The organism is Devosia sp. P3_B2 (genome assembly GCF_056402875.1).
Genome location: NZ_JBFUGO010000009.1, coordinates 80,599 through 104,643 on the forward strand (window position 1 = coordinate 80,599; position 24,045 = coordinate 104,643).

Below are 24,045 nucleotides of genomic sequence, written 5' to 3' on the forward strand. Positions count from 1 at the left end.
ACAGCAGTTCGAGCTTGGTGACGGGTAGTTGCGGGACGGGCTTCGCGTCGCTCTTGGTAAGTCAGATTTCCGATCAGCGACGACCGTCGGCGCCGGGAACCTGTCTTCTGGGTATGCCCAATTTCGATAAGACATCGACGTTCCCAGGAACGAGAGAACAAGACTGGCACTCATGGACGTAAGCGGGACGCTCGCTGCAGCTCCTCCGTGCTCACCGCGTCGTGCCAGCGCCATTTGGGTTCGAGTTGCTCCCATAGCTTGTCGCTGATCGGCCCCAGACTGTTTTCGGCAATGGCCCGCAACGTTGGAATGTGCAGAATTCGGCCGTTCACGATCGCTCCTGCAATGCCGGCGTCGAATGTCCACTGGTCCACCACCCGAGCCTCCGGGCGAAGGGCCTAGCTCTTCTTCTGCCCGGCCTTTTTGTCCTGGCCGAGAACGGAAGCCGCCAGCTTCTTCGCTTCCTTGGCGGCTGCCTTCGCTCCGCCGAGGATATTGCCGGCCAGGCTCGACAGCGGCGAGCTCGATTCTTTGTTTGCCCCAGTAGCCTTGGGTGCAGCTTTGGGAGCAGCGGACTTGGCTGCCGGCTTCGCCGCGGGTTTAGGGGCGGCCTTGGCGGCCGGCGCCGTCTTAGCTGCGGGCTTTGCTGGTGGTTTCGCGGCAGCTTTGACTGGCGCTTTGGACGCTGGCTTTGCAGCGGCCGGTTTGGCAGCTGCCTTTGCTGCGGGCTTTGCGGTCGACTTCGAAGGTGCCTTGGCCATTTCGGTGGTCCCTCAGATGCGATTTGCAGAGCAACTACCGATTCTGGGACGACCGCAAGACGGGCAAAGACTTTCTACCCGGAGATACTTTGATGCAATTCATTGATGCTGTCGCCGTCACGGGAATGCGCCGGCTTGCAGATGGCTACCTTGTTGCCGAAGCTCACTGCGTCCGCACCCGTATTACTGGGCAAGCTAGAACCGGGGGGCTCGCCGCACTTCACCATCCCCAGCCGGGGAGTCTCAGTTCTTCCGTTTCAAAGTCCGTGCGGTTGGTGCGGGCGCGGTCGGAGCAGAACAGCATCATTGGCGTTCCCTGGGCTGGTTCCGACATCGCCGGGTGACCGTAACTTGCCCGCAGTGTCGGCATCGGCTCCCAACCGTGCGCTGCATAGAGCGAGGTAGTGGCTGGATCCGTAAACAGGATCGCAGCATCTGCCTTGCCGTCGTTCCTGATCATCTGTGTGCCGGCCCGCACAATGTCTGTGCCGTGCCCGCGCCGCCGAAAGGCAGGATAGGTCAGCACGTCGCCGAGGCAATAGAGGCGATACCGCTGGTCTACCTGCTCGACATCGACCCAGATCAGGCGTCCGTGGCTGAAGAGCGCGTGGCGTTCGTGAACAACCAGGTGGACAGGGTGACGTTCGGCAGGGACCAGGGGGCCATCGAGGTTGTACTGATATTCATCGTGCCAATGGAGCCGAATGAACGATCTGACTTGATGTTCATGAGCCTCGGGGAGCGTATCGGTGGTGAAGATCGAGAGCTGAGCCATCCTCAGCTTGAATCATATCCTCCGCAAAAATGGCAAGAGGCTCCAGTCCTTCAAGTTCACCGACGACCCGAAGTCGCGGGCTGCGAAAAGTTAAAGGCGGCCTCCCAGGCATCCTTCATCCCTAGCCATTCTGGCTCGGGGATAGCGCGGCGGAAATACTCATACGCGGCGCCGTGAGCGCTCGGGATGCGGAGCATTCGGCCGGCGATCTCGGGCCTCGATTGGCTGCCTAGGTGGCGCTTCATCTTCTCCCGGTCACTTCATGTCCGGCACGAGGCCGTAACGAGCCAGCTCGACCGGGTCGCCGTATTCCCCGTGCTGGGGATCTGCGGTGCGGCTCCAGGCGAGCACCCCGGTATGATGCGGCGCAAGCTCCATCGCCGCCAGTATGGCTCCCTCCTCGCTCTGCATTTCCCGCGGCTCGAAGGCGGGCTGAAGGTTGCCGTCCTCGTCCATATCGAAGGCAACTAGCACTACCAACTTGCCCCCCTGGGTCATCGTCTCCTCCCGGGAACCGGTAACCATTTATCGTTCTTTATAGCGCCGGCTGACCAGGAGGAATACCATCCAAATCCCGTGGGAGGAGGGGTTGTCGCGAGCGCGCCTTGGCCTGGCGAACGGATGAGCGAACCGCGACCACCCTCTACCGTCGATGGAGGAGATCGTCCTTGGAAAACCAGCAGTTCGTTCCCGAACGCCGCTTTTCGTCTGTGCAGAACCGACGACGCGCCGACGCGGCCGTCGCGCCATTCGCGAAGGCCTTAAAGGGGTGCCAAAGCCGCCTATCTCGGCGTTCGTGCCACCTCAGGCCGCAGCACACCAGAGGAAAGGGCTTTGGCCCGCCTGGAGGCCGGCGCACTTTTGGCGGAAGCTCTGCACCGTCATGCCGAGTTTCGAGTCGCCACTAAGGGTGAGCCGCCGCACAGCCGCTTTGATGACGTCGACGCGGCTTTTGAGCACCTGATCGAGCAACTGAGGATCCTCTCGTCAGCCCCCTAGGAACTCCGTTTCTGACGCTGTCTCTGCGGACGTTCCGTGCTGACGGAAACTGGCTCCGTGGCGCGGGCCAACAGCTCGGGAAGCGTCACCCTCGCCCCACTCGGATCGACGACGGAAATTGATGAGGCGCCGGCTGATTGCAGGCCCCTGTAATCGACTAAGGCTTGAGCGGCCGTCAGGACTTCCCGCTGCGCTCGACCTGTCGTCATCACGTAATGAAGAACATAGTCCACCACTCTATCCACCACCTTGGTGCACATTAACCTGTTTGTGCCGCTGGGGTTCCGCCTTTGGAGGGCGACCTGTGGGCACGGAACTCAACGCGCCTCGGTGCGTTTTTTGAGGGCCAAGCTGCGCAAGGCATGGTGTCATACTCAAAAGTCATACCCACGGTCGCGCCCGCCCCGGCGCGACCGTTCCTCTTTCCGACCGTGTGAATCGCTGCTCGCAGATCGGGAGGCCGGGCGACGACGCGTTACTTTTTTGACCTCCATGACAGCACCGACGGCGCGTTCAACGATCTGGAGGGTCAGGAGCTTGCGAATGACGAGCAAGCGCGGGTTCAGGCTGCGCGTACCCTTGCAGAGATAGCTCGAGATTGTCTCCCCAGTGACAGCTCGCCCAGGGACCTAAAGGTGCTCGTGCGCACCGATGCTGATGGAGCGCTGTGGGAAACCCGCCTGCATTGGGAGACGCAGCACCTACAGGGCCAGGCCGGAAAACTAGACTGACGCGCCAACGCGCCGACTTGCGTCCCCAGCTACCACTCAGCCCTTCTTGCGGTTCGCGGCGGCATCGGCATCCGTCCGGCTGGGGCCGGCCTTCCTGATGATCTCGCGCGCCTCATCGAGCGTGAGGCCGCGCTTGTCGGCGAAGTAGCTCACTTCGTACTGCTGCTCAGCCGCAACGCGTGACCGGTCCTGTTGCCTCTGGTTGGTTTTGTCGTCTGCCATCTTGTCTCTCCACCGGAACGGATGATGGAAGCGGCAACGTCGAGGCCGAGTTTTGGTTTCGGCCTCCTGTCAGCGGAGCAGGACCGCCGGCGGGCGGTCCCGCTCCATTCTTGATGTCCCGAGGTTGCGGCGGATGGGAGCATCAATCCTTTGCTGATCCGGCGAGCGAACCTGACACGCAGCGTTTGCCCGCCGGACCGTCGGGCCTCCGGACCAAGGGGCGGCCGGCGGCACTTGGGAAGGAAGTCTAGCTCAACGCGTTGCGTTCCGGATGGAGACTTCAGTCGCCAGTAGCCGCGCCGGAACCGGCGCCTGGACAGTTGAAAGGCGATGGCGAGTCCACCAAGGGCTATGCCCCTCGCCAGCAGGATGGGGCCGCGAAGGACTCGGCGCCTGGCCAGCATAGGTCGAACACAGACGAGGCGGTTAATCTGTCTTTAACCATCGAGCGCCAAGCTTTGGGCAGACTTTCTCGGGTCGGGAATTGGGGGCTCAGAAAGGAACGCGATGCGTGAGCCTGATCTGAGTGCGGCCGAATCTTTGGTTGGGCTCGCTGTAGCAGATGTCGAGCAGGCCTTAATCCTTGCTACTCTTCGGCAAACAAACGGTAACCGAACGCACGCCGCCCATATTCTTGGGATCTCGATCCGAACTATCCGAAACAAGCTCAGCGCCTACGCGAAAGCCAAGGCCGTAGAACCTTGACAACGCGGCACTGCAGACCGCTAGGCTCGCGGGTCTCCCGGTCTCCCTATCGCATCGGTCAATCCGGCCCCTCCGTTTCGGCGGCATGGCCCGGCTGGGGCCAGCCTAGGAGGCGGAACTGCCCAGCTTGCGCGGTACTGCTCGGGCTGCCGCGAGCCCGAAAGTCGTCAATTCAACCGGTCGAGGTACCTGCAGGTCCGGATAGTCTCGCGATCTGACCCGTAATCGAACACTGCCCTCCGATCATTCCGTCGATCGCGCAGTTCCGCTACCCGACGGGGCAGAACCTCGGCGCGCTGAACATCGACATCCCGCCCGGCTGCAACATCGGCCCGTCGAAAGAAGGTGACCAGGCAGACCAGATCGCCGCGTCCACCCGGACGGCGTACGAAGAACCCATCGCCGAAGCCAAACCCGAAGCCTAGCCGCACCTGCATGTCAGGATCATCAGCATCCTCAAAGACTTCGACGTCATCCGCGACTGCGACGCGGCCCCCGTTGGCATTGAAGTAATCATCTTGGTTGCCGTTGTCGGCCAGGAGTTTGGCTGAGACCCAGCCATCAGCACCAGCGTGGCTGATCAAGCACCAGCCGCCTTGCACGCATCTATCCACTGTCACGTTTTCGCCGGAAGATAGTTCGTCTACCACCGGGTAGCTGGTGCCCGGACCGGAGCGGACATTGGCGCCGCTAACAGCTTCGGCCGCAAAACTACCCGTTGCAAGCAGACCTGTGACGAGAACAACACCGAATAAGAATCTGGATTTCATGTCAGCGTCCTTCTTAGCGAGGCTAGCCGCAACCCCGATTCAACGCCGACGGGGCATTCGCGTTCCGTCCGGGCTGGGACCTGAGGTCGCAAAAGAAAAACGGTCGCGCCGCTTTAGGGACCAGCGCGACCGAGAGTATGACTTTAGAGTGTGCGTGGGGACCGGCCGGTTAGGCTCGGTCGATAGCATTAACGCATGGGAGCCGATCTAGTTCCCATGCTCGTGGAGTGCCTTGCGTCACCTACTCCTTCGCTCAAGAAGATCCGAGACCACCAACACTATTCGATCGACCTCTGCCGGCGACAGAAGTGGAAGGGCTTGGGATATCAGATCCAGTTGTTCTTGGTTCGAATCCCGATCGCGCTGGCCGATCCTTTGGAGACCTCACGTGCGACCTCTCTCACTTTGTGCCATTTGGCCTGCTCCGGTACGGGAATAGGCGGAACACTGTATCTCTTGCTCATGCCGTCAATCCACTAAGTGTGAGCCCGTGACCCAGCGCGAGGCTTCTACAGGTTGCGCCGGAATCGGTTGATTGCTGGTTAGTCGAAGATGAACTGATTACCGAAATGGTCGCTCGCTGGCTCTCTCCATCCGTTGCGGGCCCCCAAGGCCAAGCTCGAGGCCTCGACCTGTCCGCTCGATCAGGTGGTCGGTGTCACGACTGAGGCCGACGGCTCCTTCACGGTCTACATCGACGACCGTCCATAGCGGTCCAAGACGGGGTGGGTCGCTCCACGGCCCACTCCGCAACATCAGAGGCCACCATGTGGAAGTTTCTCCCCAATCCGCCGTTGGCCGATGTGTGCCGGTTAGTGGCAATGGCTGGCCAGTGCCCGATGCAGTACCCCGGCACCGACTGCACCGCCCATTTTGCCCGAAAGTACATTGCCAATGAGGTTCGCAGCCTTGGCGCTGCGCTTCACGCTGGGTGGACCCTTAGCCTCCGATGCGAGGGCCGGCACGAAGGGCTGAAGACGAAAAAGGCCCTGCATCACGGCGTTCTCGATCGACCTCGAAAGCCTGGTTGCCGGGTTGGGTCACGAGTTCCCGATCGAACAGCTGCAGCAGAAAATGTGCTGTCCTCGCTGCGGCAGCCGGCATGTCTCGCTGTACCGGAGCACACCCCCGCGGCCACGAGCTACGGAGCCAGTGCCGCTGCGCCGCGCCGGCTAGCGCCAGCGTTCGCTTGTGGCCATCTGGGGACGGCGGCACTCCAAATTCGCCCCGCGCTCACGCGCAACGCTGCAACTCGGTTGGGCACGGCGTAGTTGTGGTTCATCCGAAGGAGCCGAGAATGGACAACGACCAATCATCACTCCGTAAGGGTGGTTGCCGGTGCGGCCAGGTCCGCTACGAGGTCAGAGGCGAACCGACCAAGGTCGGCCTGTGCCACTGCACTGACTGTCGCAAGGAAACGGGATCAGCCTTCCTCTACTATGGGGATTGGCAGCTCGAACGATTGTCCGTCACCGGTGACTTCAAGACCTATGCCGGTCGAAGCTTCTGTCCGGAATGCGGAATAAGGCTGTTTCACCTCGCCGACAACAGCGCCGAGATTTGCCTCGGCAACCTCGACGAAGCACCCACGAGCCTCTCCCCCACCCGTGAAGGCTGGATCAAGCGCCGCGAAATCTGGATGCTTCCTGTCGGGGCAGCTTTCTCAAGCTGACACCGATCCACCCTCTGGCACTTAGTATGGCCTCGAAAGCGATCCCTGAAGAGCAAGTGGCCACCTGGACATTGCCGTACGAGGCCCGCTTGGGATCCTCGGTTCGCTCGAAGGGCCTCTACATGCAGGTCCGATCCCATCTCCCGAAATCGACGCAAAAGTCGCTGACTGTGAAGGCCGGTGAGTTGATGCTGCGGATGCCCAAGGATGCGGCCGCTGAGTTCGCCGCCGCGTCTACCATCGTCTCCAAAGCTCTCGTCGGTATCGAAACCCGGCCGGTCATCCCGCGGGAGATCGAAGACATCCTTGGAATAACTTCCACCGAGAGACGTCGGTGGTTGGAGGATGGCCGCCTTCCAAGTGCTGGCACGAGAACAATGAAGTTGCGGGGTCGAGGCACGATTACCTTTCACGTCTTTGACCCCGTGTTCGTCGCAGGTGCTCTAAGCAGTGACCTAGTTGTCGAATGGCGCGAGCAAGATGCCGAAGCCGCCGCCGAACGACGCCTTACGGCATCGTGGAAGGCCAAGCGGAAGCGACTTCAAAGGGCGGACGGTGCCGATGGGGCGCCCAACGACCCGGAGCGGGATGATGAAGAACATCCCGGCCTGATTGGGTGGGATGAGTTCGCCAAAACCGGGCTGCCCTGAAAGTTTCGGCAACGGCCGGGTGGGATCGACCGCGCCCAGTCGCCCCAGGCGATAGCGGTCAAGTTCATACCTGATTGTCAGAATAGTGCCGGCTCGACCGGCTGGGGTGGGTCTTCCTTCGGCCAACCGAAACGACTTTCAACATACCGGGTGGTAACGGCCGCTACAGCAGCCTGGCCTCCTCCCAGGGTGCCGTCATCCAGATCTCGATCTCCTCGGGCGTAGTGAGGATCACCGGCATGGCGTCGGGGTTGGCACGGGCCACCACGTCGTTGGGACTCGTGGTGGAAGGCGAATAGGTCGGTAGTGATGAGGCCCTCCGAAACTTTGCGCACGCTGGTGTGTTGAGGGACGAAAATCCCGCGAAGAACGCCACTGGCCGGTCCACGTCGAACGCAAACCACGTGTTGCCCCGCTTCTTGCCATCGGGACCAACCTGGCTGCTGAACTCTGCAAAGCTGGTGAATGGCACGATGCAGCGGAACTCCGGCGCCAGCCACCGCTTCCAATGCAGGTCGGTGTTGCGAACGTTGTGGGTTCCCCTGTCAGGCTCCATCCGCACCATGTCATAGAACTGTTCGGGGCGAGGCGCCGGCCTTCCTTCTCCTCGATCTTCCGGGCGCGCTCCTTGGCGGCGAGGTAGAGCGCCCTCGACGAACTCGGCATGCCCCACCGAACCTTCACCAGTTCGCGAAAGCCCGGCGCGTTCCGGATGATCGGCGCCAGCATGTCGGGATAGATCCCCGTCTGCGGTGGCAGGTTGCGGATATTGTTGCCACCTCGAAGGTGAATCGCAGCCGCCGCAGGGCTTCGAGATTGGTGGTGATGGAGTAGGCGTGGCACATGATCGCGCACGCTATAGCCGGGCACCTAAGCCCGCAATCGGATCAGTGACTACCAGCGCAGCATGGAGATTCCCCTACGTCAATTGGCGTTGCGGTCCCTCTTTCAGGCCTTGATCTGACGATTGAATTTCCTCGGTCAGCACTTCGAACTGGAACAGCGCTGAGGGACCAAATTGGGTGGAGAGGGCGACGTCCGTGGCATCGCGGCCAATCGCCATAAGGATGCGTCCTATGCGCGGAGTGTAGTGACGCGCATCGGCAGTGTACCAGTGACCGCCGAGGTAAACCTCGAACCAAGCTGAGAAATCCATCGGCGCCTCCATCGGAGGTACCCCGATGTCCCCGAGGTAGCCGGTGCAATACCGGGCCGGAATGTTCATGCACCGGCAGAAAGCCACGGCGAGATGGGTGAAGTCACGACAAACCCCGACCTGCTGCAGATACGCGCCGTAGGCCGTACGAGTCTTATCTGCCTGCTGATAGTCGAACCGAAGGTGCCCGTGCACAAAATCGAGGATCGCCTGCACTCGGGGCCATCCCGGCTCTGTCTTCTCGAACAGTCGCCATGCGATTTCCGTGAGCACATCGGTCTCGCAGTAGCGAGAGCCCAGAAGGTAGACCAAGGTGTCGTCGGGCAGGTCGCGGATACCGTGCTGGACTGCATCATGTGGGACGAAATCGGGCAACCCGGAATCGTAGACCTCGAACTCAGTTGAGATGGTGAGCCGACCGGGCGGCGCTGTCAGCCGGGTGCAGACGTTGCCGAAGCCATCGGTATAGTCCCAAGCGTCGACGTATGGCGAGAAGGTGAGAACCTCTGGTGTCAGCAGGTCGATACGCCGTGTTGGATGGAGCTTCAGCGCTAAGAGGGTCGCCGTGGGCTTCGGGCAGTCGAACGCGATGGTGAACCCGGCTCTAATTTGCATACCAAAATCCCGGCGGTGGAGTTCATAACGAACGCGGGCCAGCTAGGTTTCCGGACTCTTAACGGTGAGCCCCTCCTTATCCCCACGCTCCCTCCCCAGCCCAGGGCAAAGGAAGCGCTCGCGCCGGGGCGGGCGCGACCGGCGCGTGCATCCGCGGCGGAGCGTCCGTTCTCGCAGCGGGGCGCTGCGCCGATCAGGATGATCAGGAGCCGAAGCCACGGACCTACATTCCACCTAGGCGCGGGCGCGATCACAGCGCCATCGCTTGGCTGCGCGATCAGGTTCACTACGACGGTACCTGCCGGCCCCCGGCCGTCGACTAACCGGATAGCCAACCTGCCGACGCGCATCGATGCGGGCGTGGGCCTCGAATGTGCGCTTGGCCAGAGAGGACTCCGGTTCTGCCCGGTCCGGCGCAGTGGAACTGGCTCCGTAGCGCGCGGCCGCGGGGGTGTGCTCCAGTACAGCGACACATGCCGGCTGCCACAGCTTATCTGCGAGAGGGATTGGGCTGGGCATGATGGCCTACGGGCTTTGCAAGCCTCAGGGAGCGCAGCTTCGCCGGCGTCCCGGGCTGGAGTAGATCGCCCCTGGTTAGCCTTAGGTCCCTCCCGGGTTCGGGCCTGTGGGCCGGAAATACCACCGCAAAAGGTATGCGGCGTAGGCGCTGGCGGCGGTAATGACGAGCATCTCGCCTCCGTCTTCGATCAGGCCAAGAATCCGGTCGGGGCGGAAGGCCAAGTTTGTGGGAACAAGGCTGTGCAGGAAATCCAGGCCGACAGCGAATAGGCCCAGTATCCAGATCAGGGCCACCAGGATCGCATTTTGCAGAGCCGCATCGTTGGCGACCGACTGCCTCAAGGATACGACAATCAAAAACAGGCCAAAAGGCACAAACTCGACGAGTTCACCGATGTCGCTGTCCAAACCAGGTACCATCGCGGCCAAGGTATTGCCTACATACTCGTGGATTCCCAGAAAGCCGTCGGCCGCTACCCAAAGATACCCGAGGGCGACTACCGAGAACATCGCATGGTGTGCCCGCCGCGAAATAAACAGGAGGGCGACGGATGTAAACAGAAGCAGCGCAAACTCGTAGAATTCGGCGAGACTACGTTCGTGGGTCATCCGCAGGAACTCCAGCGTGCTCGCATCGACGACGCCAGGAGGATAGATCCCCACCGCGACGACGACAGCCACGGACACAATCAAAATTGTAATGGTGACAAGAGGTGTAAATATTAAAAAGAATCGTGCCGCATCGGGAAACGCGAAGGCGCGCGCTAGATAACGGCGATGGCTTCGGTTCAACTGCGATCCTGGCGCACGGCGATCCATTTTGTGTTACCTATCCACAGCCTGCCGGCAGCTGGCCATTGATCAAACTCCATTACTACGGTCGCCGCGGCAGATTCAACGACGCGTGCGCGTGGGAGTTCCCTAAACGAAGGCGTCGAAGGGTCTCGTTCGAGATAGGTGACGCAAGACACTCCACGAACACGGGAACTAGAATGGTTCCAACGCGTTGGAACCGTCGGACGGAGCCTAACGGGCTTAGTCCCAGGTACCTCTCTTTTGGTCGCGCCGGTCCCTAAAGTGGTGCGACCGTTTTTCTTTTGTTCTTCGGGTGTTGATGAGCATGATCAACCCGATGATTGATGCTGCGGTTTGGCTGTTTGGCAAGGTCGGGGACTGAGGCATTGACAGCTGAATTCGTTCACACATCAATGTAGATGCCGCGCGGCCGGGGGAAATATCGCGCAATGTGGCTCTACGATCTGCCTGAGCACTCGCTTTTGTTCGTTGTTATCAACGAAATGGGCACCAGCGCGTTGGGCGGAGATTGGCCTAGAGGAGTTGCGTCAGCCCGCCGTGGTCACCCCGTCACCGCTCCCTCGGCCAGCGAACACACCGCCAATCAGCGGACCGCTTCCGCCACCCCGCACCAGCAACGCTTGGGGTGTCTCGGGGCGCATTGTCTTCTGGGCAGTCGTGGCGGCTGCCCTCGTCACGCCCCAGTCGAGCACGCGGCGGAGCAACCACTGAACTGCGACAGACGAAAGAAAGGCACCATCTCAAAACCTCACGGTGAAAGCTGCGATGTCTTCTTGGTCGTCGGTGAGGCCGTTGCTCTCGTGAACGACGCCACCGCACGGACGTGCGTTTTCGGGGTTCATGGTACCTCCAGAGTAGGATGGCGCGGCAACTACCGCGGCGCTACAACTCCCTGGCGGCGTGAGAGCGGGGGAAAAGATGCTCAGAGGACGCTACGGCTACGGCGGGGGCGCTCGCCGCGGGGCTACTGCTCGCAATGTGGCCGATGCCCATGGTAGGTAGGTGACGAAATGGACGATATCCAGTTATTCACGTTCGCCATGGACAGCGACGTACGCAAGCTGGTTGCAGTCCGGCGGACCGGCCGACAACTTGCTGTCGATGTGCGGTACTCGGGCGATGTCGTGTACGACGAGGAGACGACCAGGGTCCGCAACGCCATCGACCCGCAGTTGCGGACCGACGAACTCGGCGTGATCGTGGAGTGGAAGCAGCCGATCATTTCCGGATGGGACTGGCTGACTTACTCACGGAAGCGGCGGTTCTAAGTACGGGTGATCATGCTCTAACGGCTCGCCTATGCGCCGCTACTTCGGCTGAGCTGAGGTACGTTCGCCTGCGCTTCCAGCAGCCGATCGATTCGAGCTGTCAGCGTGTCGACGGACCTTGTCGACGACCTCGTCAGCGAGGATCGCGAGCAGCACCTGGTGGGCGTCGGCCTTGGTATGGTGTCGCCACGGCGCATCTTGCGGCCGAGCTTCTTTATCCTCGTGCGTCTTTGGCTTTTCGCTGATGCTCAGGACGTTGCGGACCAGATCGGCAAGCACGCGATGGCTGGCCGACTTCACCCGAGCAGGCGCGTCATTTGAGGAGTTTGAGGTATGGGTGGTCGCCAAGGGTCTTCGCGAATTGATTGAAGGGCGCGCCACGTTTCTCGACGCGGTGTTCAACCCTTTCCAGCTAATCACGAAGGGAATCATGCGCGTTGTCGAGTTGCAGGCCCTCAATGCGAGATTTGAGCGGAACAATGTAACCGATGTTCACTTGCTTCCAGGTCACTAGGAACTGCCTCGCCCACCGCAACGGCATAGTTGGAACCACGGGATGTGAATACCGACGAGGGCCAGTTCGAGCTTCGGTGGCGATTCTCTGGTTACAAGATACGTGGGCAGTTTGTTGACCCGAACGTGGAGTTCGAGGACGTCGTGTTGAGGCCGGCGAGGAGGTTCAGTGCGGCCCCGTTGAAAAAACGCGCCGGTTTGCGGTCGGCTCGCAATTGCGCCTAACCGGCACGAACTGGCCGAGATTTGCTTTGGGTCTCGATTGCAGCGGAGTCAGTCCTTGAGCCTCCTATGGGCATCTTGCGCGAACAAGGACTCCTACCGCCCGCGGACGCTGGCTGGGCCGCAGTTCAGGTCAATGCAATGGGGCGAAGCGAAGGACGATGCGCATTAAACCGTGCCTGTGAGTCCAGTTGTAGGTATGTCCAAAACCAGCTACTAAGACGCTCGGAAATCAGGACTTCTTAGCGGACATCCTCTCCGCCACATTCCCCAAGCGAGTTAGTTGGATGCTTCGCCTCAGGCCTGCTGTGGATGGCATAAACCGGCACGTAGACATAACGTTCGCTTAACAGGCAATGTTGGATTCTCCCGGTGTAGGAGAGAACCTATGAGTGCGGCAGTGCTGGCGGCTATGCTTGCCAGCGGACTAGGATTGATCGCCGGCGGCTACTACCACACCATGGGCTGGATCCTGGTGGGGAACCTGCTGCTGCTGACGACCGCCACGGCGGCACTCGCCGCTCAGGCGGACCTGCTGACCGCGATCGGATGGACGGTGCTAGCCATTGTCACTTTCAATGTCGGCTTGCTGCTCGGGTTGATCATTCGCCGGCCGATCACGCTCCGCCCGCCTGACGTCACCGCCCTGAGATAGGTATTATCCCCAGTACTTCCCAGACTAACCGACGTTCCTTGGTTAGTCATTAGTTGCGACGCCTTTGAGCGTAAGGAACGCGGCATGAGTACTGCTTCGGGGGCGTAGTGTAAGCGTGACGGCAGGGGGTTTGCCGCTCGACCATTCGGCCGAGATCGGAGCTGCCGTCAAATGGCTGCTGCCGCACGCAGTGGTTTGGGTCGCCGCATGGACGGTGCCTTTCGATCTCAAGACCACGCTCGATCTTCTGAGGCGCGGAGCCTGGCTCATCCTTGTGGTGGCCGCCGCCCTTGTGCTTGGAGCTGCTGGTGTGGCGCTTCTCGCGATGAAGCAGGTCTATTCAGCATCTGCGCGAGTACTTGTCGATCCTGGCACGAAGAACCTGCTTGCTGGAGGCGAAGGTTGCCTCCACTCTGGCTTCAGCCGCCATTCTCAAGGACCGCGTGAGCGAGGCAGGTGCCGCAGTCGCAGCGTGCGAACGCGCGTTCGACGCCTTCATCGAACGGAACATCACGCGCATCGGCGACGCGACAGGGCGCGCCGACTTCCTGCAGATGCGCGACGAGATCGCGAGCTTGGACAGCCTCAGGGCGCAGTCGAGTTCCTTGCTGGGGCGCTCCGATAGCAGTTTTGCGCGCCGCGATTGGGCAGCGGTGGCGGCAGGCCTCGGGGACGAAGCTATCGACAACCTGGAACGGCAGCGTGCAGCGCTTCTCGGCATCGAGGCCTCCGGGGCCTGCTCGAATATCTTGCCCATACCAGCGACCCATCCGACTCAGGGCGATCCTCACCGTCGATCCGGGTAGCGGAGCCAAGGTCATCGTCGGCTCACGGCGAAGCGATGGCGCCACTGACCAATTCGCGACCGGTAAGACCTTCGCGCGATTGATCGCCGCGGCGCGGATGAACTTCGATGTCATGGTACCGGACGCCCCGCCGGCGGGGTCGGTCGTCGATGGCCTCTATCTGGCAGGCATGACCGATGCTATCGCCGTTGTGGTGAAATTCTCCAGCACGCCCCAGCAGGAGGTAAAGGCGGCGATGGCGTCGCTGATCGGTGCCAAAGCGGACGACGTGCCGATCCTAACCATTCTCAACCATCAAACTAGCAATCCCGCCGCATATCGTAGCAAGTACGCGGGATACCACGTCGAGGCCTAGAACCGATGACTGAAGCCACTCCGATCGTACCGGTAATCCTCGCAGGCGGGCAGGGGACCCGGCTTTGGCCGATGTCGCGCGCCGCGCGCCCCAAGCAGTTCCTGCCGCTTACCGGGCCCACCTCGCTCTATCAGCAGACGCTGCTCCGCGTGGCCGATCCCGCGCACTATACGCCGGCAGTGATCGTCACCAACGCCGAATACCGTTTCCTCGTCGCCGAGCAGGCCCAGGAGGCCGGCGTGGCGACCTCGGCGGTGCTACTCGAGCCCGTTGCGCGCAACACCGCGGCGGCCATCGCTGCAGCGGCTGTCTTCGTACGCGGCAGGTTCGGCGATAACGCAGTAATCCACGTCCTCGCCTCAGATCATGCGGTCGAGCCCGACGATAACTACTGGTGGAGCGTTGCCACGGCTGCCGAGGCCGCCCGCGCCGGCCGTCTCGTCACCTTCGGCATCACCCCCACCGCTCCCGAAACGGGCTACGGCTACATCGAGGCCGGGGCAGAACTCGATCAGGGCGTGCGTGCCGTCGCCCGCTTCGTCGAAAAACCCGATCGCGAAACCGCGGCGAAAATGCTCGCCGATGGCGGCTACTACTGGAACTCCGGTACCTTCATGCTCGGTGTCGGCAGCTTCCTGCGCGAGGTCGAAGCGCTGGCGCCCGATACTCTGCGGGCCGCGGCGGCCGCCGTCGCGGCCGCGAAGACCGATCTGGATTTCATCCGCCTCGACGAAGCCGGCTTCGCCACCGCGCCCAATATCTCGGTCGACTACGCTATCTTCGAAAAGTCGACGCAGGTAGCTCTGGTGCCGGTGACCTACCCGTGGTCCGACCTCGGTGCCTGGGACGCGGTGTGGAAGGTGTCGGGCAAGGACGCCGCCGGCAACGTCGTCACCAACGGTAATGCCACGCTCTCCAACACCCGCAATTCCCTCGTCATGTCGGAAAAGGCCCACATCGCGGTCGAAGGGCTCGACGACGTCGCGGTGATCGCCACCGAAGACGCGATCTATGTAGGCAAGCTCTCCGAAGCGCAGCGCGTCGGCCCGATGGTGAAGGCACTGCGCGCCGATGCGGCAACCCATGGGCTGACCGAAATCCACCGCACCGCCTATCGGCCCTGGGGCGGCTACTCGTCCGTGCTGAATGGTGAGCGCTTCCAGGTAAAGCGGCTGTTCGTCAAGCCGGGCAAGAAGCTCAGCCTGCAGAAGCACCACCACCGTGCCGAGCATTGGGTGGTGGTCACCGGCACTGCCGAGGTGACTATCGACGACAAGGTGATGATGCTGACCGAGAACCAGTCGGTCTACCTACCGCTCGGCTCTGTGCATCGGCTGGCCAATCCCGGCAAGATCCTGCTGGAGCTGATCGAAGTGCAGACCGGCTCTTATCTGGGCGAGGACGACATCATCCGCATCGAGGACGAGTTCGGCCGGGCCTAGCCCACGACCCCCACTTATCCCCACGTTTGGGCGCGGCCCTAAGCTTGTGGCTCCATTGCTGGAGCAGAACATGAGCGAGAAATACCAAGGCCGTGATATCGGGGCACCCGCCCGCGGCGGATTTACGACACGATCAGCGACTCGACCGATCTCCTGGGCGAGACTCGCCATTTACGTCGGCAGGGCCGGCGATTTGGTGGCGGTGCTGGCGACGGGCAAGGAGGTGAGCTTTGTCGGCCTAGGTGGCCGCACGGTGCTGCCGGTGCGCGCCCGCGGCGTCGAGGCAACGGGAACCAGTGCCGGCTATTTGGTGGCTCTATTGATGGCAGCGGCATAGCGCAATCTCATTGATGCTTTCGGCGCCCAGCGTGTCAGTAGTGTTCTACGGCCTATGGCGTCACTTGGAGGATCGATCCAGTTCGGCAGGGTGGCGGTGGTTACGGACGATCGGGCCCAGCCCGCCCATCCACATTTGGTACACTCGCGCCGATAGTTGCTGCACACCGAGCTCGGGCATGTATGCTGCCGCTATTCTCCAGCGGGGCGACGAATGAAAGTAACGGTGTTTGGTTCAGGCTACGTGGGCCTCGTCACGGGCGCCTGTCTCGCTGATGCGGGCAATCAGGTGATTTGCGTCGATATCGACGAGAAGAAGGTAACGCAGCTCAACAGCGGCAGTTTGCCGATCTATGAGCCGGGCCTTGCGGCGATCGTTGCCAGCGCCCGCGCCCACCGGCATCTTTCATTCACCACCGACGTGGCGCAAGGCGTCGGTCACGGCGAGGTGCTGTTCATCGCCGTCGGAACGCCGCCCGACGAAACCGGCTCGGCTGATCTCAAGTATGTTCTCGCAGTGGCCCGCTCCATCGGAGAACACCTCACGGGTTTCAAGGTAGTGGCGAGCAAATCCACCGTGCCCGTCGGCACCGGCGACCGCGTCGCCGAGGCGATCACCGGACAGTTGGCGCAGCGCGGCTTCGCGGCCGATGCCGCCGAGCGCATCCGCCTCGGTCAGCCGGATTTCACCGTCATTTCCAACCCCGAATTCCTCAAGGAAGGCGCTGCGGTCGCCGATTTCAACCGCCCGGACCGCATCATCATCGGCGCCGACGACACCGCCAGCGGCCGGCGCGGCCTGGAGCTGATGCGCTATCTCTACGCGCCGTTCACCCTCAACCACGATCGCACCATGGTCATGGACGTGCGTTCCGCCGAACTCACCAAGTATGCCGCCAACGCCATGCTCGCCACCCGCATCTCGTTCATGAACGAGCTCGCCAACCTCGCCGAGGATCTCGGCGCCGACATCGAACTAGTGCGCCGCGGCATGGGTTCGGACCCGCGTATCGGTTACAGCTTCCTCTATGCCGGCACCGGTTACGGCGGCAGCTGTTTTCCCAAGGATGTCAGCGCCCTCAGGCGAAGCGCGGCGGAGCAGGGGCGTACGCTGCGCATCCTCGCCGCAGTCGAGGAGGCGAACACCGCACAGAAGGACGTGCTCGGCGCCAAGATCCGCGCTCGGTTCGGCGACGATCTCACCGGCCTGACCTTCGCCATCTGGGGCCTTGCCTTCAAGCCGAATACCGACGACATGCGCGACGCGCCGAGTAGGGTATTGATCGCCGATCTGGTGCGCCGCGGCGCCACCATCCGCGCGTATGACCCTGTCGCTATGGACGAGGCCAAGCGTGTGCTGGCGCTGGACCTTGACGGCCATGTCGACCGGATCACCTTCGCCGGCTCTGCCAGCGACGCCGTCGAGGGCGCCGACGCCTTGGTCATCGTCACCGAGTGGAAGGCGTTCCGGGCCCCGGACTTCCAGTCGCTGGCGGCCCGGCTGACCCGCAAGGCGATCTTCGATGGCCGCAACATATACGAGCCTGCGGCAGTCGAGGACGCCGGCCTCGCCTACTTCCCCATTGGCCGCCGGCAGGTCTCCTGATCCTCCCGATACGGAGCACTTGTATAGCTAGTCGGTAGAATTTATACCTTGCGCAAGCTCATTGCCCGGGATGATTGTCGACGAATGCTCACTGCCAAAGGAAAATATGGCCTGAAGGCGCTAGTGCATCTTGCGCAGTTTCCGCCCGGCGAGCTGGCATTGGTGGCCGACATCGCGTCCTCTAACAACATTCCCAAGAAGTTCCTCGACGCCATCCTGGGCGACCTGCGCAACGCCGGTATCGTCCAGAGCCGTAAGGGCAAGGGCGGGGGCTACCGCCTGGCGCGGCCCCCCGAGGAGATCAAGGTCGGCTCGATCGTCCGCGTGCTCGATGGCCCGTTGGCGCCGATCCCTTGCGCCAGCCACACCCGCTACGAAGCCTGCGACGATTGCGATGTGGCGACCTGCCAGATCCGCCACACCATGCTGAACGTCCGCAACGCCATCGCCGAAGTGCTCGATCGCACCACGTTGGCGCAGATGCGGGACGCCGAAGGCGACGTCCTGCCGATCGAGCTTCAGACCGCCTGACGGTTCGACCTAAGCGGGATAGGGCACGCGCTTCTCGCCGGCTTCGATGCGGAACGGCAGCACGTTCTCCGGCGGCGGCAGCGGGCACACTGCGAATTCGGTGAAAGCGCAGGGCGGGTTTATCGCCTTGTTGAAATCCAGGACGATGCTGTTCTCCGTCACCTCTTCGCCGAAGAGGAAGCGCGACGCCGGGTAGGTCGAATCCCGCGAGGTCGGATCGCGGATCACGAACTGCGGCGACTGCGGCGTGCCGTGCGTGGCGATCAGCTCGTAGATCTTGCCCTCATGCGTGAACACCGCCTTGTGCGTCACCGCGACGCCCGTGCGGATGTTGCCCGTGGTGTCGACATCCATCTCCACCGGCGCCTCGAACGGCACCCATTCGGCGACGATCCGCCAGTCCTGCTGCGCCGGAAAGTACTCGATCCCCGGGAAGGCACCCGGCGCCGCCGAGGCGGTGTCGCGGATGCGCAGGGCGTTGTCGCCGTTCACCGTGGTGATCTCGCAGAGCAGTGCGCCGAGCTGGAATTTTGGCGGGTTCTTCTTGTTCGGCGTGATGTGGATGGCCTCGCCGTCGGTCGGCTTGAACGTCACCGTCCCGTCCGCTTCTTGCGTCACCGTTCCCAGGTGCGCCGGGCCGGCCGAGATGACGATGTCGTTGTCTTCGGCCGTGCCGACGCTTGCCGTGCCGGGGTCGAGCACGAAGCGGCCGATAATGTTGAGCCAGCCGTTCGGCGCCTTGAGGTTGTTGAGGCGCTTGGTCTTCCAGGCATCGAGCGCGGCGAAGTAATCAGAGTTAGTCATGCGAGTCGTCCTTGGGTGGCTCAGGCGGGCATCCGCGGAACGCTGCCGAGCAGCTTCCGGGTGTATTGATGTTGGGGGTCGGCGAGGATTTTGCGAGTGGCGCCGGCCTCGACGATGCGGCTCTTTTCGAGGATTAGCATCTCCTCGCAAAGCGCCGCCACCACGCCGAGATCGTGCGATACGAATACCAGCGTCATGTCCGCTGCCAGCCGCTTCAGCAGCTCGACGATGCGGACGCGGGTCGAGAGGTCGAGTGCGCTCACCGCTTCGTCCGCCAGCAGCAGTTTTGGCTTGGCTACGATAGCTCGCGCGATGGCAATACGTTGCCGTTGCCCGCCCGAGAACTCGTGCGGATAGCGGCCGAGAATGCCCGGCTCCAGCCCTACCGAAACCAGCGCCGCCTCGACCAGAGCCCGCCCGTCGCCCGGAATACCTAGGGAGCGCAGCGGCTCCGAGACGATGCCGAGCACGTTCTGCCGCGGATCGAGCGAGGAATAGGGGTCCTGGAACACCGCCTGCACCTCCCGGCGATAGTCCCGCATGAAGCCGCGATTGCCGGTCTCGAGTCTGGCACCATCGAACCGGATCTGCCCCGCGCTCGGCTTGGTCAATCCGAGCAGCAGCCGGAGCAGTGTGGTCTTGCCCGATCCGGACTCGCCCACCAGCCCCACGCTCGCTCCGGTGCGGATGCTGAGCGACACGTCATTCAGCACCAGCCGGTCGCGGTTGTAGCCGAAGCTGACGTTCTCGACGCTGACGAGGCTCACGGCGTGCCCTCCAGCGCGTCGTCGAACGCCTTGGCAGCTACCACCAGCGAGCGAGTGTAGTCGTCCTGCGGTGCGCCGAACACCTCGCCCACCGGCCCGGCCTCCACCGCGACGCCTTTCTTCATTACCACCACCCGGTCGACGATCTCCGCCACCACCGGCAGGTCGTGGCTGATGAACAGCAGCGCCATGCCACGTTCCCGCACCAGCCCGTCGAGCAGCTTCAGGATTTCCGCCTGCGTCGTCACATCGAGGGCCGTGGTCGGCTCGTCGGCGATTAGCAGCTGCGGTCGGCACGCCAATGCCATTGCAATCGCCACCCGCTGCCGCTGCCCGCCCGAAATCTCGTGCGGATACGATCGCGCGATGCGCTCGGGCTGGGGCAGGGCGACCTGCTCGAGCAGCGCCAGCACCTCGCGATTGAGTTCAGTGCCCGAAAGCTCACGCCCGTCGCGGCGCGCCCGCCGCCGCAGCGGCTCCGCCACCTGCCTGCCCACCCGCAGCAGCGGATCGAGCGCCGTCAGCGGCTCCTGGAACACGAACGCCGCCACCGTCCCGCGCAACCCGTCGAGCACCCGGTCCGGCGCCCCGATCACCTGCTGCCCACCGAGCAGCACCGAGCCCCTGGCCGCAATGGCCCGCGGCAACAACCCCGTCGCCGCCATCGCCGTCAGCGACTTCCCCGATCCGGACTCCCCGATCACCCCCAGCCGCTCGCCGGGCGCGATCGAGAAAGACAGGTCGGAAACCAGCGGCTTGCCGTCGACGCTGAGGTTGAGCTTGTCGATCGTGAGCAGGCTCATCGCGAACCCCTCCGCGTCGGATCGCCGATATCGCGCAGTCCATCCGCCAACAGGTTCACCCCGATCACCAGCGACACCAGCGCGATGCCCGGCGCAATCGCTCCGATCGGCGCGGTGTACACCGTCCCCTGCGCCTCCTGCAGCAGCCGGCCCCAGCTCGCGTTCGGCGGCGGCGCCCCCAGCCCGAGATAGCTGAGCGACGCCTCCGCAATCGCCGCGAGGCCGAACTGCAGCGCGAAGTTCACCGACAGCGTCGGCCAGATGTTGGGCAGCACATGCTGGAACACAATGCCCAGCCACGAGGTGCCGGAGGTCCGCGCCGCCGTGATGTAGTCCATCAGCAGCACCCGCTTGGCGAGGATGCGCGTCAGCCGTGCCACGATAGCCGAAAGCGCGGTACCCAGCGCCAGGATCGCCGTGCCGAGGCTCGCCGTATCGCTCGCCGCCACCACCAGCATGGCGATCAGCAGGGTGGGGAAAGCGATCAGGATGTCGAGCGTCGCCGCCAGCGCATCGTCGAGCAGCCGCGTCGCGAATGCCGCCAGCATCCCCAGCGTCACCCCGATCAACCCGCCGATCGCCACCGCCCCGACGCCGACGATCAGCGCGATGCGCGAGCCGATCATGATCTGCGTGAAGAAGTCCCGCCCCAGCCGGTCGGTGCCGGCCCAGTGCTCCCAGGATGGCGGCGCCAGCCGTCCGCCGGTCAGCGCCGTCGGATCGTAGGGCGTCCACACCAGCGTCAGCAGCGCCACCGCCACGTGGATGGCGACTAGGGCAAAGCCGAGCCACAGCGTCAGCGAACCGCGCGAGCGCGGCGCAGTTGCCACGACCGCGCTCACGGCGCCCCCGCCCGCCCGCGCAACCGCGGATCGATGTAGCGCTGCAGCAAGTCGGCCGCAAAGCCGATCAGCAGCACCAGCAGCGTCGAGATGAACAACACGCCCTGCACGTTCGGATAATCGCGCTGCTGGATGGCGAGCAGCAGCATCGAGCCGAGCCCCGGCAGCGCGAACACCTTCTCGACCACCACGGCGCCGAGGAAGGTCGTCGCCAGCTCGATGCCGAGGATCGAGATCACCGGCACCGCGCCATTGCGGATACCATGCCGCACCAGCGCCTCGACAAAGCCCGAGCCGAGCGCCCGCGCCGTGCGGATGTAGTCGCTGCCGATCACGTCCTGCGTCGCCGAGCGCACATAGCGCAGCAGTGACGCCGCGATCACCAGCGCCACCGTCGACACGGGCAGGGCGAGCGCCACTGCCGCCTCGCCGAAATTGGCCCAGCCCTTCAGCGGAAAGCCACCGGAGGGGAACAGCCTGAGGTTGATGGCAAAGATCGTGACGATCAGGATTCCCAGCCAGAACACCGGAATGGCGATCCCCAGCTGGCTGACGATCGAAATCGCGGCCCCATACCATCGATCGCCCTTCACAGCGGCGATGATCCCCAGCGGCAGCGCGATGACGATGGCGAGCGCGAACCCGAGGATTGTCAGCGGCAACGTCACGCTCAGCCGGTTGCCGATCTCCCCGAGCACGCTCGCCTTGCTGACGAACGAGTTGCCCAGGTCGAACCGCGCGAGGTTGCCGACGAACGTCACGAACTGCGTCATCAGCGGCTGATCCGAGCCGACCTGGCTCCGCGCCGCGTCGATCTGCGCCTCGGTGGCGCCAACGCCCAGCAGAGCATTCGCCGGATCACCCGGCAGCAGCCGGAGCAGCACGAACAGCACCACCGCCGCGATCAACAGCGACAGGATCAGGATGCCGAGACGGCGGAGGAGGTAGGTAAGAATGGAAGACGGCCTTCGCAAAAATGAGAGCGCCGCACTTTAGCGTGCGGCGCCCTCGTCGTCATGGACCAGGGTCTTCGCGACCCAGAGCTTACTTCGCCTTCTGGATCCCGTAGGCGAAGAACTGCGAGTTCAGCCCGTTCACCGGATAGCCGGTGACGTTCGCTGCCGACACCACGATCTGCGGATAGAGGTAGAGCCAGTTGCTGGCCCCGTCCTCGGCGATCAGCTTGTTGGCTTCCAGCAGTTTGGCGTTCTGCTCATCGGTCGTCGCGGCCGCCTCGCTGTCGGCGATCAGCTTCACCACCTCGGGGTTGTTGTAGCCCCAGTAGAAGTCCGGGTTGCCGTAGAAAACGATGTCGCGGTGGTTCACGTGCTCCTGCAGCGTCGCCTGGAAATCGTGCGCCTTGTAGATCTTCTCGTACCACTCGTTGGCGGTGATGATGTTGATGTTCACCTTCACGCCGACCTTGGCGTATTCCGCCTGCAGGAACTGCGCGACGATCGGATGCGGGTCGTAGTCGGGCGTATCGAGCGTGAACTCGAAGCCATCCGGATACCCGGCTTCCGCCAGGAGTGCCTTCGCCGCATCGACGTCATAGGCATCGACGCCCGTCAGGTCGACATACCACGGGTCGGTCGGCGGCACGAACGAGCCGATCAGCGTGCCGTAGTCGCCCCAGATCGAGTTGAGCAGCTTCGCCTTGTCGGTGGCCTTGGCCAGAGCCTTGCGCACCTTGACGTTGTCGAACGGCGCGACGCGGTCGTTCCAGGCCAGCAACTCCTTGGTGGTCGAAGCGCCCTCAGTCACCGTGTAGGCCGGGTTGCCGGTGAACTGTGCCAGCGAGTCCGGGCTCTGCACTGAGGTGATCACATCCACCGCATTGGTCAGCAGCGCGTTGTTCAGCGCCGTCGCGTCGGTGAAGTAAGTGTAGATCACTTCGCCATTGGTCGGCGCCGTGCCCCAGTACTTGTCGTTGCGAGCCAGCGCCAGGGCCGAACCGCGGCGCCATTCGCCCAGCGTGTAGGGCCCGGTGCCGTCTTCCGTCGCAGTGATGTCGGTCGCCTTGTCGTTGACGATCCAAACGTAGCTGAGATTGTAGGGCAGCGAGATCGAGCGGGCCGACAGCGTGATCACCACGGTCTGGTCATCCGGCGTCTCGATGCCGGTGATGGTCGAGAGGCTCTTCTTGCGCGAGCTCTTCGAGGCCTCGGCGGTGACGCGCTCGATCGAGTATTTTACGTCAGCCGCGGTCAGCGGATCGCCCGAGTGGAAGGTCACGCCCGGCTTCAACTTGAAGGTGTAGGTCAGCCCGTCTTCGCTGGCGGTGTAGCTGTCGACCAGCTTCGGCTCTACCGCGCCCGCATCGGTCAGCTGGAATAGCGCCTCGTAGACGTTGCCGTTGAACGCCTCGTTGATGCCCTGGCCGGCGCCGGCGGTGTTGTCGAGGTTCTGCGGCTCGTACAGCGAGCCGATACGGATCGTAGCGTTGGCATCGAACTCCTGCGCCATGGCGAGCGGCGCCAGCGCAACGCTGCCAAGCAGCGTTGCGGCGACCAGCGCGCGGCGGATGGAAATCTGGTTCATTCGGGGAACTCCTTGTCCGGCGTGGACCGTCGCATGAAAGCGGTCTCACATTGGTATCTAGATACCCCGTCATCGCTCAAAACCCTATGCTTTTACTAGTCTAATCTTACTGCCGCTGACCTCCCGCGCGAAACACCCTTCGCTGTGGCGCCAAGATCGGAAA

The 24,045-nt window shown here is 62.9% G+C and carries 28 protein-coding genes and 2 pseudogenes; 13 read left to right on the forward strand and 17 right to left on the reverse strand.

All coding sequences use genetic code 11. From position 1 onward, the window contains the following. Positions 1–170 precede the first annotated feature (170 nt). From AC1DV8_RS14295 to AC1DV8_RS14315, 5 genes are all read right to left on the reverse strand, one after another. On the reverse strand, positions 171–374 hold the full coding sequence (locus AC1DV8_RS14295; RefSeq protein WP_477157902.1) for a hypothetical protein: 204 nt from the start codon (positions 372–374) through the stop codon (positions 171–173). A 24-nt stretch (positions 375–398) separates the two neighbouring features. Beyond that, entirely contained in the window at positions 399–761 is a 363-nt protein-coding gene (locus tag AC1DV8_RS14300; protein ID WP_477157903.1) for a hypothetical protein, read from the reverse strand. Between the two features lie 220 nt (positions 762–981). Then, positions 982–1,536, reverse strand: coding sequence for a GNAT family N-acetyltransferase (locus tag AC1DV8_RS14305; RefSeq protein WP_477157904.1), 555 nt, complete (start codon positions 1,534–1,536; stop codon positions 982–984). Between the two features lie 255 nt (positions 1,537–1,791). Continuing rightward, positions 1,792–2,061, reverse strand: a complete 270-nt coding sequence (locus AC1DV8_RS14310) for a hypothetical protein (RefSeq protein WP_477157905.1) — start codon at positions 2,059–2,061, stop codon at positions 1,792–1,794. A gap of 279 nt (positions 2,062–2,340) precedes the next feature. Next, positions 2,341–2,508, reverse strand: coding sequence for a hypothetical protein (locus tag AC1DV8_RS14315; RefSeq protein ID WP_477157906.1), 168 nt, complete (start codon positions 2,506–2,508; stop codon positions 2,341–2,343). A gap of 464 nt (positions 2,509–2,972) precedes the next feature. Between AC1DV8_RS14315 and AC1DV8_RS14320 the strand changes: the two genes are divergently transcribed. Next, positions 2,973–3,266, forward strand: a complete 294-nt coding sequence (locus AC1DV8_RS14320) for a DUF6894 family protein (protein WP_477158000.1) — start codon at positions 2,973–2,975, stop codon at positions 3,264–3,266. Positions 3,267–3,302: 36 nt separating this feature from the next. Here AC1DV8_RS14320 and AC1DV8_RS14325 read toward each other — a convergent pair whose 3' ends face one another. After that, positions 3,303–3,488, reverse strand: a complete 186-nt coding sequence (locus AC1DV8_RS14325; protein WP_477157907.1) for a DUF3606 domain-containing protein — start codon at positions 3,486–3,488, stop codon at positions 3,303–3,305. Positions 3,489–4,025: 537 nt separating this feature from the next. Between AC1DV8_RS14325 and AC1DV8_RS14330 the strand changes: the two are divergent. Next, positions 4,026–4,193: pseudogene (locus AC1DV8_RS14330) on the forward strand (helix-turn-helix domain-containing protein); the annotation flags it as partial. A gap of 167 nt (positions 4,194–4,360) precedes the next feature. On the opposite strand, the gene AC1DV8_RS14335 reads toward AC1DV8_RS14330, so the two are convergent. Further along, the gene (locus tag AC1DV8_RS14335) at positions 4,361–4,963 is read right to left on the reverse strand and encodes an SH3 domain-containing protein (protein WP_477157908.1); all 603 of its coding nucleotides are present in this window, start codon (positions 4,961–4,963) and stop codon (positions 4,361–4,363) included. A gap of 1,297 nt (positions 4,964–6,260) precedes the next feature. Here AC1DV8_RS14335 and AC1DV8_RS14340 point away from each other — a divergent pair. Next, complete coding sequence (locus tag AC1DV8_RS14340; protein WP_477157909.1) at positions 6,261–6,635, forward strand: GFA family protein; 375 nt, start codon at positions 6,261–6,263, stop codon at positions 6,633–6,635. A gap of 26 nt (positions 6,636–6,661) precedes the next feature. Further along, positions 6,662–7,285: a hypothetical protein gene (locus AC1DV8_RS14345; protein WP_477157910.1), complete on the forward strand. Its 624-nt coding sequence runs from the start codon at positions 6,662–6,664 to the stop codon at positions 7,283–7,285. A gap of 163 nt (positions 7,286–7,448) precedes the next feature. Here the strand turns inward: AC1DV8_RS14345 and AC1DV8_RS14350 are convergent, their stop codons facing one another. The 3 genes from AC1DV8_RS14350 to AC1DV8_RS14360 all read right to left on the reverse strand — a co-directional run bounded on the left by AC1DV8_RS14350 (position 7,449) and on the right by AC1DV8_RS14360 (position 10,394). After that, positions 7,449–7,958 (reverse strand): SOS response-associated peptidase family protein, encoded by a 510-nt coding sequence (locus AC1DV8_RS14350; RefSeq protein ID WP_477157911.1) that lies wholly within the window; start codon positions 7,956–7,958, stop codon positions 7,449–7,451. A 246-nt stretch (positions 7,959–8,204) separates the two neighbouring features. Then, on the reverse strand, positions 8,205–9,056 hold the full coding sequence (locus AC1DV8_RS14355; protein WP_477157912.1) for a transglutaminase-like domain-containing protein: 852 nt from the start codon (positions 9,054–9,056) through the stop codon (positions 8,205–8,207). 600 nt (positions 9,057–9,656) lie between these two features. After that, positions 9,657–10,394: a hypothetical protein gene (locus AC1DV8_RS14360; protein WP_477157913.1), complete on the reverse strand. Its 738-nt coding sequence runs from the start codon at positions 10,392–10,394 to the stop codon at positions 9,657–9,659. Positions 10,395–11,401: 1,007 nt separating this feature from the next. On the opposite strand from AC1DV8_RS14360, the gene AC1DV8_RS14365 reads away from it, so the two are divergent. Then, positions 11,402–11,659 carry a hypothetical protein gene (locus AC1DV8_RS14365; RefSeq protein ID WP_477157914.1) on the forward strand — a complete coding sequence of 86 codons (258 nt, stop codon included), beginning with the start codon at positions 11,402–11,404 and terminating at the stop codon, positions 11,657–11,659. A 39-nt stretch (positions 11,660–11,698) separates the two neighbouring features. Here AC1DV8_RS14365 and AC1DV8_RS14370 read toward each other — a convergent pair whose 3' ends face one another. Beyond that, positions 11,699–12,091, reverse strand: coding sequence for a hypothetical protein (locus AC1DV8_RS14370; RefSeq protein WP_477157915.1), 393 nt, complete (start codon positions 12,089–12,091; stop codon positions 11,699–11,701). Between the two features lie 691 nt (positions 12,092–12,782). Between AC1DV8_RS14370 and AC1DV8_RS14375 the strand changes: the two genes are divergently transcribed. The 8 genes and pseudogenes from AC1DV8_RS14375 to AC1DV8_RS14410 all read left to right on the forward strand — a co-directional run bounded on the left by AC1DV8_RS14375 (position 12,783) and on the right by AC1DV8_RS14410 (position 18,125). Beyond that, entirely contained in the window at positions 12,783–13,049 is a 267-nt protein-coding gene (locus tag AC1DV8_RS14375) for a hypothetical protein (RefSeq protein ID WP_477157916.1), read from the forward strand. Between the two features lie 214 nt (positions 13,050–13,263). Beyond that, a pseudogene (locus AC1DV8_RS14380) lies at positions 13,264–13,416 on the forward strand (Wzz/FepE/Etk N-terminal domain-containing protein); the annotation flags it as partial. Between the two features lie 19 nt (positions 13,417–13,435). Then, positions 13,436–13,855: a hypothetical protein gene (locus AC1DV8_RS14385; RefSeq protein WP_477158005.1), complete on the forward strand. Its 420-nt coding sequence runs from the start codon at positions 13,436–13,438 to the stop codon at positions 13,853–13,855. A gap of 97 nt (positions 13,856–13,952) precedes the next feature. Continuing rightward, complete coding sequence (locus AC1DV8_RS14390; RefSeq protein ID WP_477157917.1) at positions 13,953–14,210, forward strand: hypothetical protein; 258 nt, start codon at positions 13,953–13,955, stop codon at positions 14,208–14,210. Between the two features lie 5 nt (positions 14,211–14,215). Further along, complete coding sequence (locus AC1DV8_RS14395) at positions 14,216–15,652, forward strand: mannose-1-phosphate guanylyltransferase/mannose-6-phosphate isomerase (RefSeq protein ID WP_477151300.1); 1,437 nt, start codon at positions 14,216–14,218, stop codon at positions 15,650–15,652. A 70-nt stretch (positions 15,653–15,722) separates the two neighbouring features. After that, positions 15,723–15,989: a spike base protein, RCAP_Rcc01079 family gene (locus tag AC1DV8_RS14400; RefSeq protein ID WP_477157918.1), complete on the forward strand. Its 267-nt coding sequence runs from the start codon at positions 15,723–15,725 to the stop codon at positions 15,987–15,989. 213 nt (positions 15,990–16,202) lie between these two features. Further along, positions 16,203–17,594: a UDP-glucose dehydrogenase family protein gene (locus tag AC1DV8_RS14405; protein WP_477157919.1), complete on the forward strand. Its 1,392-nt coding sequence runs from the start codon at positions 16,203–16,205 to the stop codon at positions 17,592–17,594. An 84-nt stretch (positions 17,595–17,678) separates the two neighbouring features. Continuing rightward, complete coding sequence (locus AC1DV8_RS14410) at positions 17,679–18,125, forward strand: RrF2 family transcriptional regulator (RefSeq protein ID WP_477157920.1); 447 nt, start codon at positions 17,679–17,681, stop codon at positions 18,123–18,125. Positions 18,126–18,134: 9 nt separating this feature from the next. On the opposite strand, the gene AC1DV8_RS14415 is transcribed toward AC1DV8_RS14410, so the two are convergent. The 6 genes from AC1DV8_RS14415 to AC1DV8_RS14440 all read right to left on the reverse strand — a co-directional run bounded on the left by AC1DV8_RS14415 (position 18,135) and on the right by AC1DV8_RS14440 (position 23,882). Further along, positions 18,135–18,929 (reverse strand): DUF1684 domain-containing protein, encoded by a 795-nt coding sequence (locus tag AC1DV8_RS14415; protein WP_477157921.1) that lies wholly within the window; start codon positions 18,927–18,929, stop codon positions 18,135–18,137. A 20-nt stretch (positions 18,930–18,949) separates the two neighbouring features. Next, positions 18,950–19,696: an ATP-binding cassette domain-containing protein gene (locus tag AC1DV8_RS14420; RefSeq protein WP_477157922.1), complete on the reverse strand. Its 747-nt coding sequence runs from the start codon at positions 19,694–19,696 to the stop codon at positions 18,950–18,952. Then, complete coding sequence (locus tag AC1DV8_RS14425; protein WP_477157923.1) at positions 19,693–20,499, reverse strand: ATP-binding cassette domain-containing protein; 807 nt, start codon at positions 20,497–20,499, stop codon at positions 19,693–19,695. Before AC1DV8_RS14425 ends, AC1DV8_RS14420 begins: the two co-directional genes overlap by 4 nt. After that, on the reverse strand, positions 20,496–21,329 hold the full coding sequence (locus AC1DV8_RS14430; protein ID WP_477157924.1) for an ABC transporter permease: 834 nt from the start codon (positions 21,327–21,329) through the stop codon (positions 20,496–20,498). Before AC1DV8_RS14430 ends, AC1DV8_RS14425 begins: the two co-directional genes overlap by 4 nt. Positions 21,330–21,337: 8 nt before the next feature. Next, on the reverse strand, positions 21,338–22,315 hold the full coding sequence (locus tag AC1DV8_RS14435; protein WP_477157925.1) for an ABC transporter permease: 978 nt from the start codon (positions 22,313–22,315) through the stop codon (positions 21,338–21,340). 70 nt (positions 22,316–22,385) lie between these two features. Continuing rightward, complete coding sequence (locus AC1DV8_RS14440; protein WP_477157926.1) at positions 22,386–23,882, reverse strand: ABC transporter substrate-binding protein; 1,497 nt, start codon at positions 23,880–23,882, stop codon at positions 22,386–22,388. Positions 23,883–24,045: the final 163 nt, after the last annotated feature.

Coding starts and splice junctions, on each gene's coding strand:
- AC1DV8_RS14425 (WP_477157923.1), bottom strand. CDS start 20,499: ATGAGCCTGCTCACGATCGACAAGCTCAACCTCAGCGTCGACGGCAAG.
- AC1DV8_RS14415 (WP_477157921.1), bottom strand. CDS start 18,929: ATGACTAACTCTGATTACTTCGCCGCGCTCGATGCCTGGAAGACCAAG.
- AC1DV8_RS14375 (WP_477157916.1), top strand. CDS start 12,783: ATGAGTGCGGCAGTGCTGGCGGCTATGCTTGCCAGCGGACTAGGATTG.
- AC1DV8_RS14410 (WP_477157920.1), top strand. CDS start 17,679: ATGCTCACTGCCAAAGGAAAATATGGCCTGAAGGCGCTAGTGCATCTT.
- AC1DV8_RS14345 (WP_477157910.1), top strand. CDS start 6,662: ATGGCCTCGAAAGCGATCCCTGAAGAGCAAGTGGCCACCTGGACATTG.
- AC1DV8_RS14405 (WP_477157919.1), top strand. CDS start 16,203: ATGAAAGTAACGGTGTTTGGTTCAGGCTACGTGGGCCTCGTCACGGGC.
- AC1DV8_RS14325 (WP_477157907.1), bottom strand. CDS start 3,488: ATGGCAGACGACAAAACCAACCAGAGGCAACAGGACCGGTCACGCGTT.
- AC1DV8_RS14390 (WP_477157917.1), top strand. CDS start 13,953: ATGAACTTCGATGTCATGGTACCGGACGCCCCGCCGGCGGGGTCGGTC.
- AC1DV8_RS14335 (WP_477157908.1), bottom strand. CDS start 4,963: ATGAAATCCAGATTCTTATTCGGTGTTGTTCTCGTCACAGGTCTGCTT.
- AC1DV8_RS14400 (WP_477157918.1), top strand. CDS start 15,723: ATGAGCGAGAAATACCAAGGCCGTGATATCGGGGCACCCGCCCGCGGC.
- AC1DV8_RS14355 (WP_477157912.1), bottom strand. CDS start 9,056: ATGCAAATTAGAGCCGGGTTCACCATCGCGTTCGACTGCCCGAAGCCC.
- AC1DV8_RS14360 (WP_477157913.1), bottom strand. CDS start 10,394: ATGGATCGCCGTGCGCCAGGATCGCAGTTGAACCGAAGCCATCGCCGT.
- AC1DV8_RS14300 (WP_477157903.1), bottom strand. CDS start 761: ATGGCCAAGGCACCTTCGAAGTCGACCGCAAAGCCCGCAGCAAAGGCA.
- AC1DV8_RS14395 (WP_477151300.1), top strand. CDS start 14,216: ATGACTGAAGCCACTCCGATCGTACCGGTAATCCTCGCAGGCGGGCAG.
- AC1DV8_RS14310 (WP_477157905.1), bottom strand. CDS start 2,061: ATGGTTACCGGTTCCCGGGAGGAGACGATGACCCAGGGGGGCAAGTTG.
- AC1DV8_RS14365 (WP_477157914.1), top strand. CDS start 11,402: ATGGACGATATCCAGTTATTCACGTTCGCCATGGACAGCGACGTACGC.
- AC1DV8_RS14370 (WP_477157915.1), bottom strand. CDS start 12,091: ATGATTCCCTTCGTGATTAGCTGGAAAGGGTTGAACACCGCGTCGAGA.
- AC1DV8_RS14340 (WP_477157909.1), top strand. CDS start 6,261: ATGGACAACGACCAATCATCACTCCGTAAGGGTGGTTGCCGGTGCGGC.
- AC1DV8_RS14305 (WP_477157904.1), bottom strand. CDS start 1,536: ATGGCTCAGCTCTCGATCTTCACCACCGATACGCTCCCCGAGGCTCAT.
- AC1DV8_RS14440 (WP_477157926.1), bottom strand. CDS start 23,882: ATGAACCAGATTTCCATCCGCCGCGCGCTGGTCGCCGCAACGCTGCTT.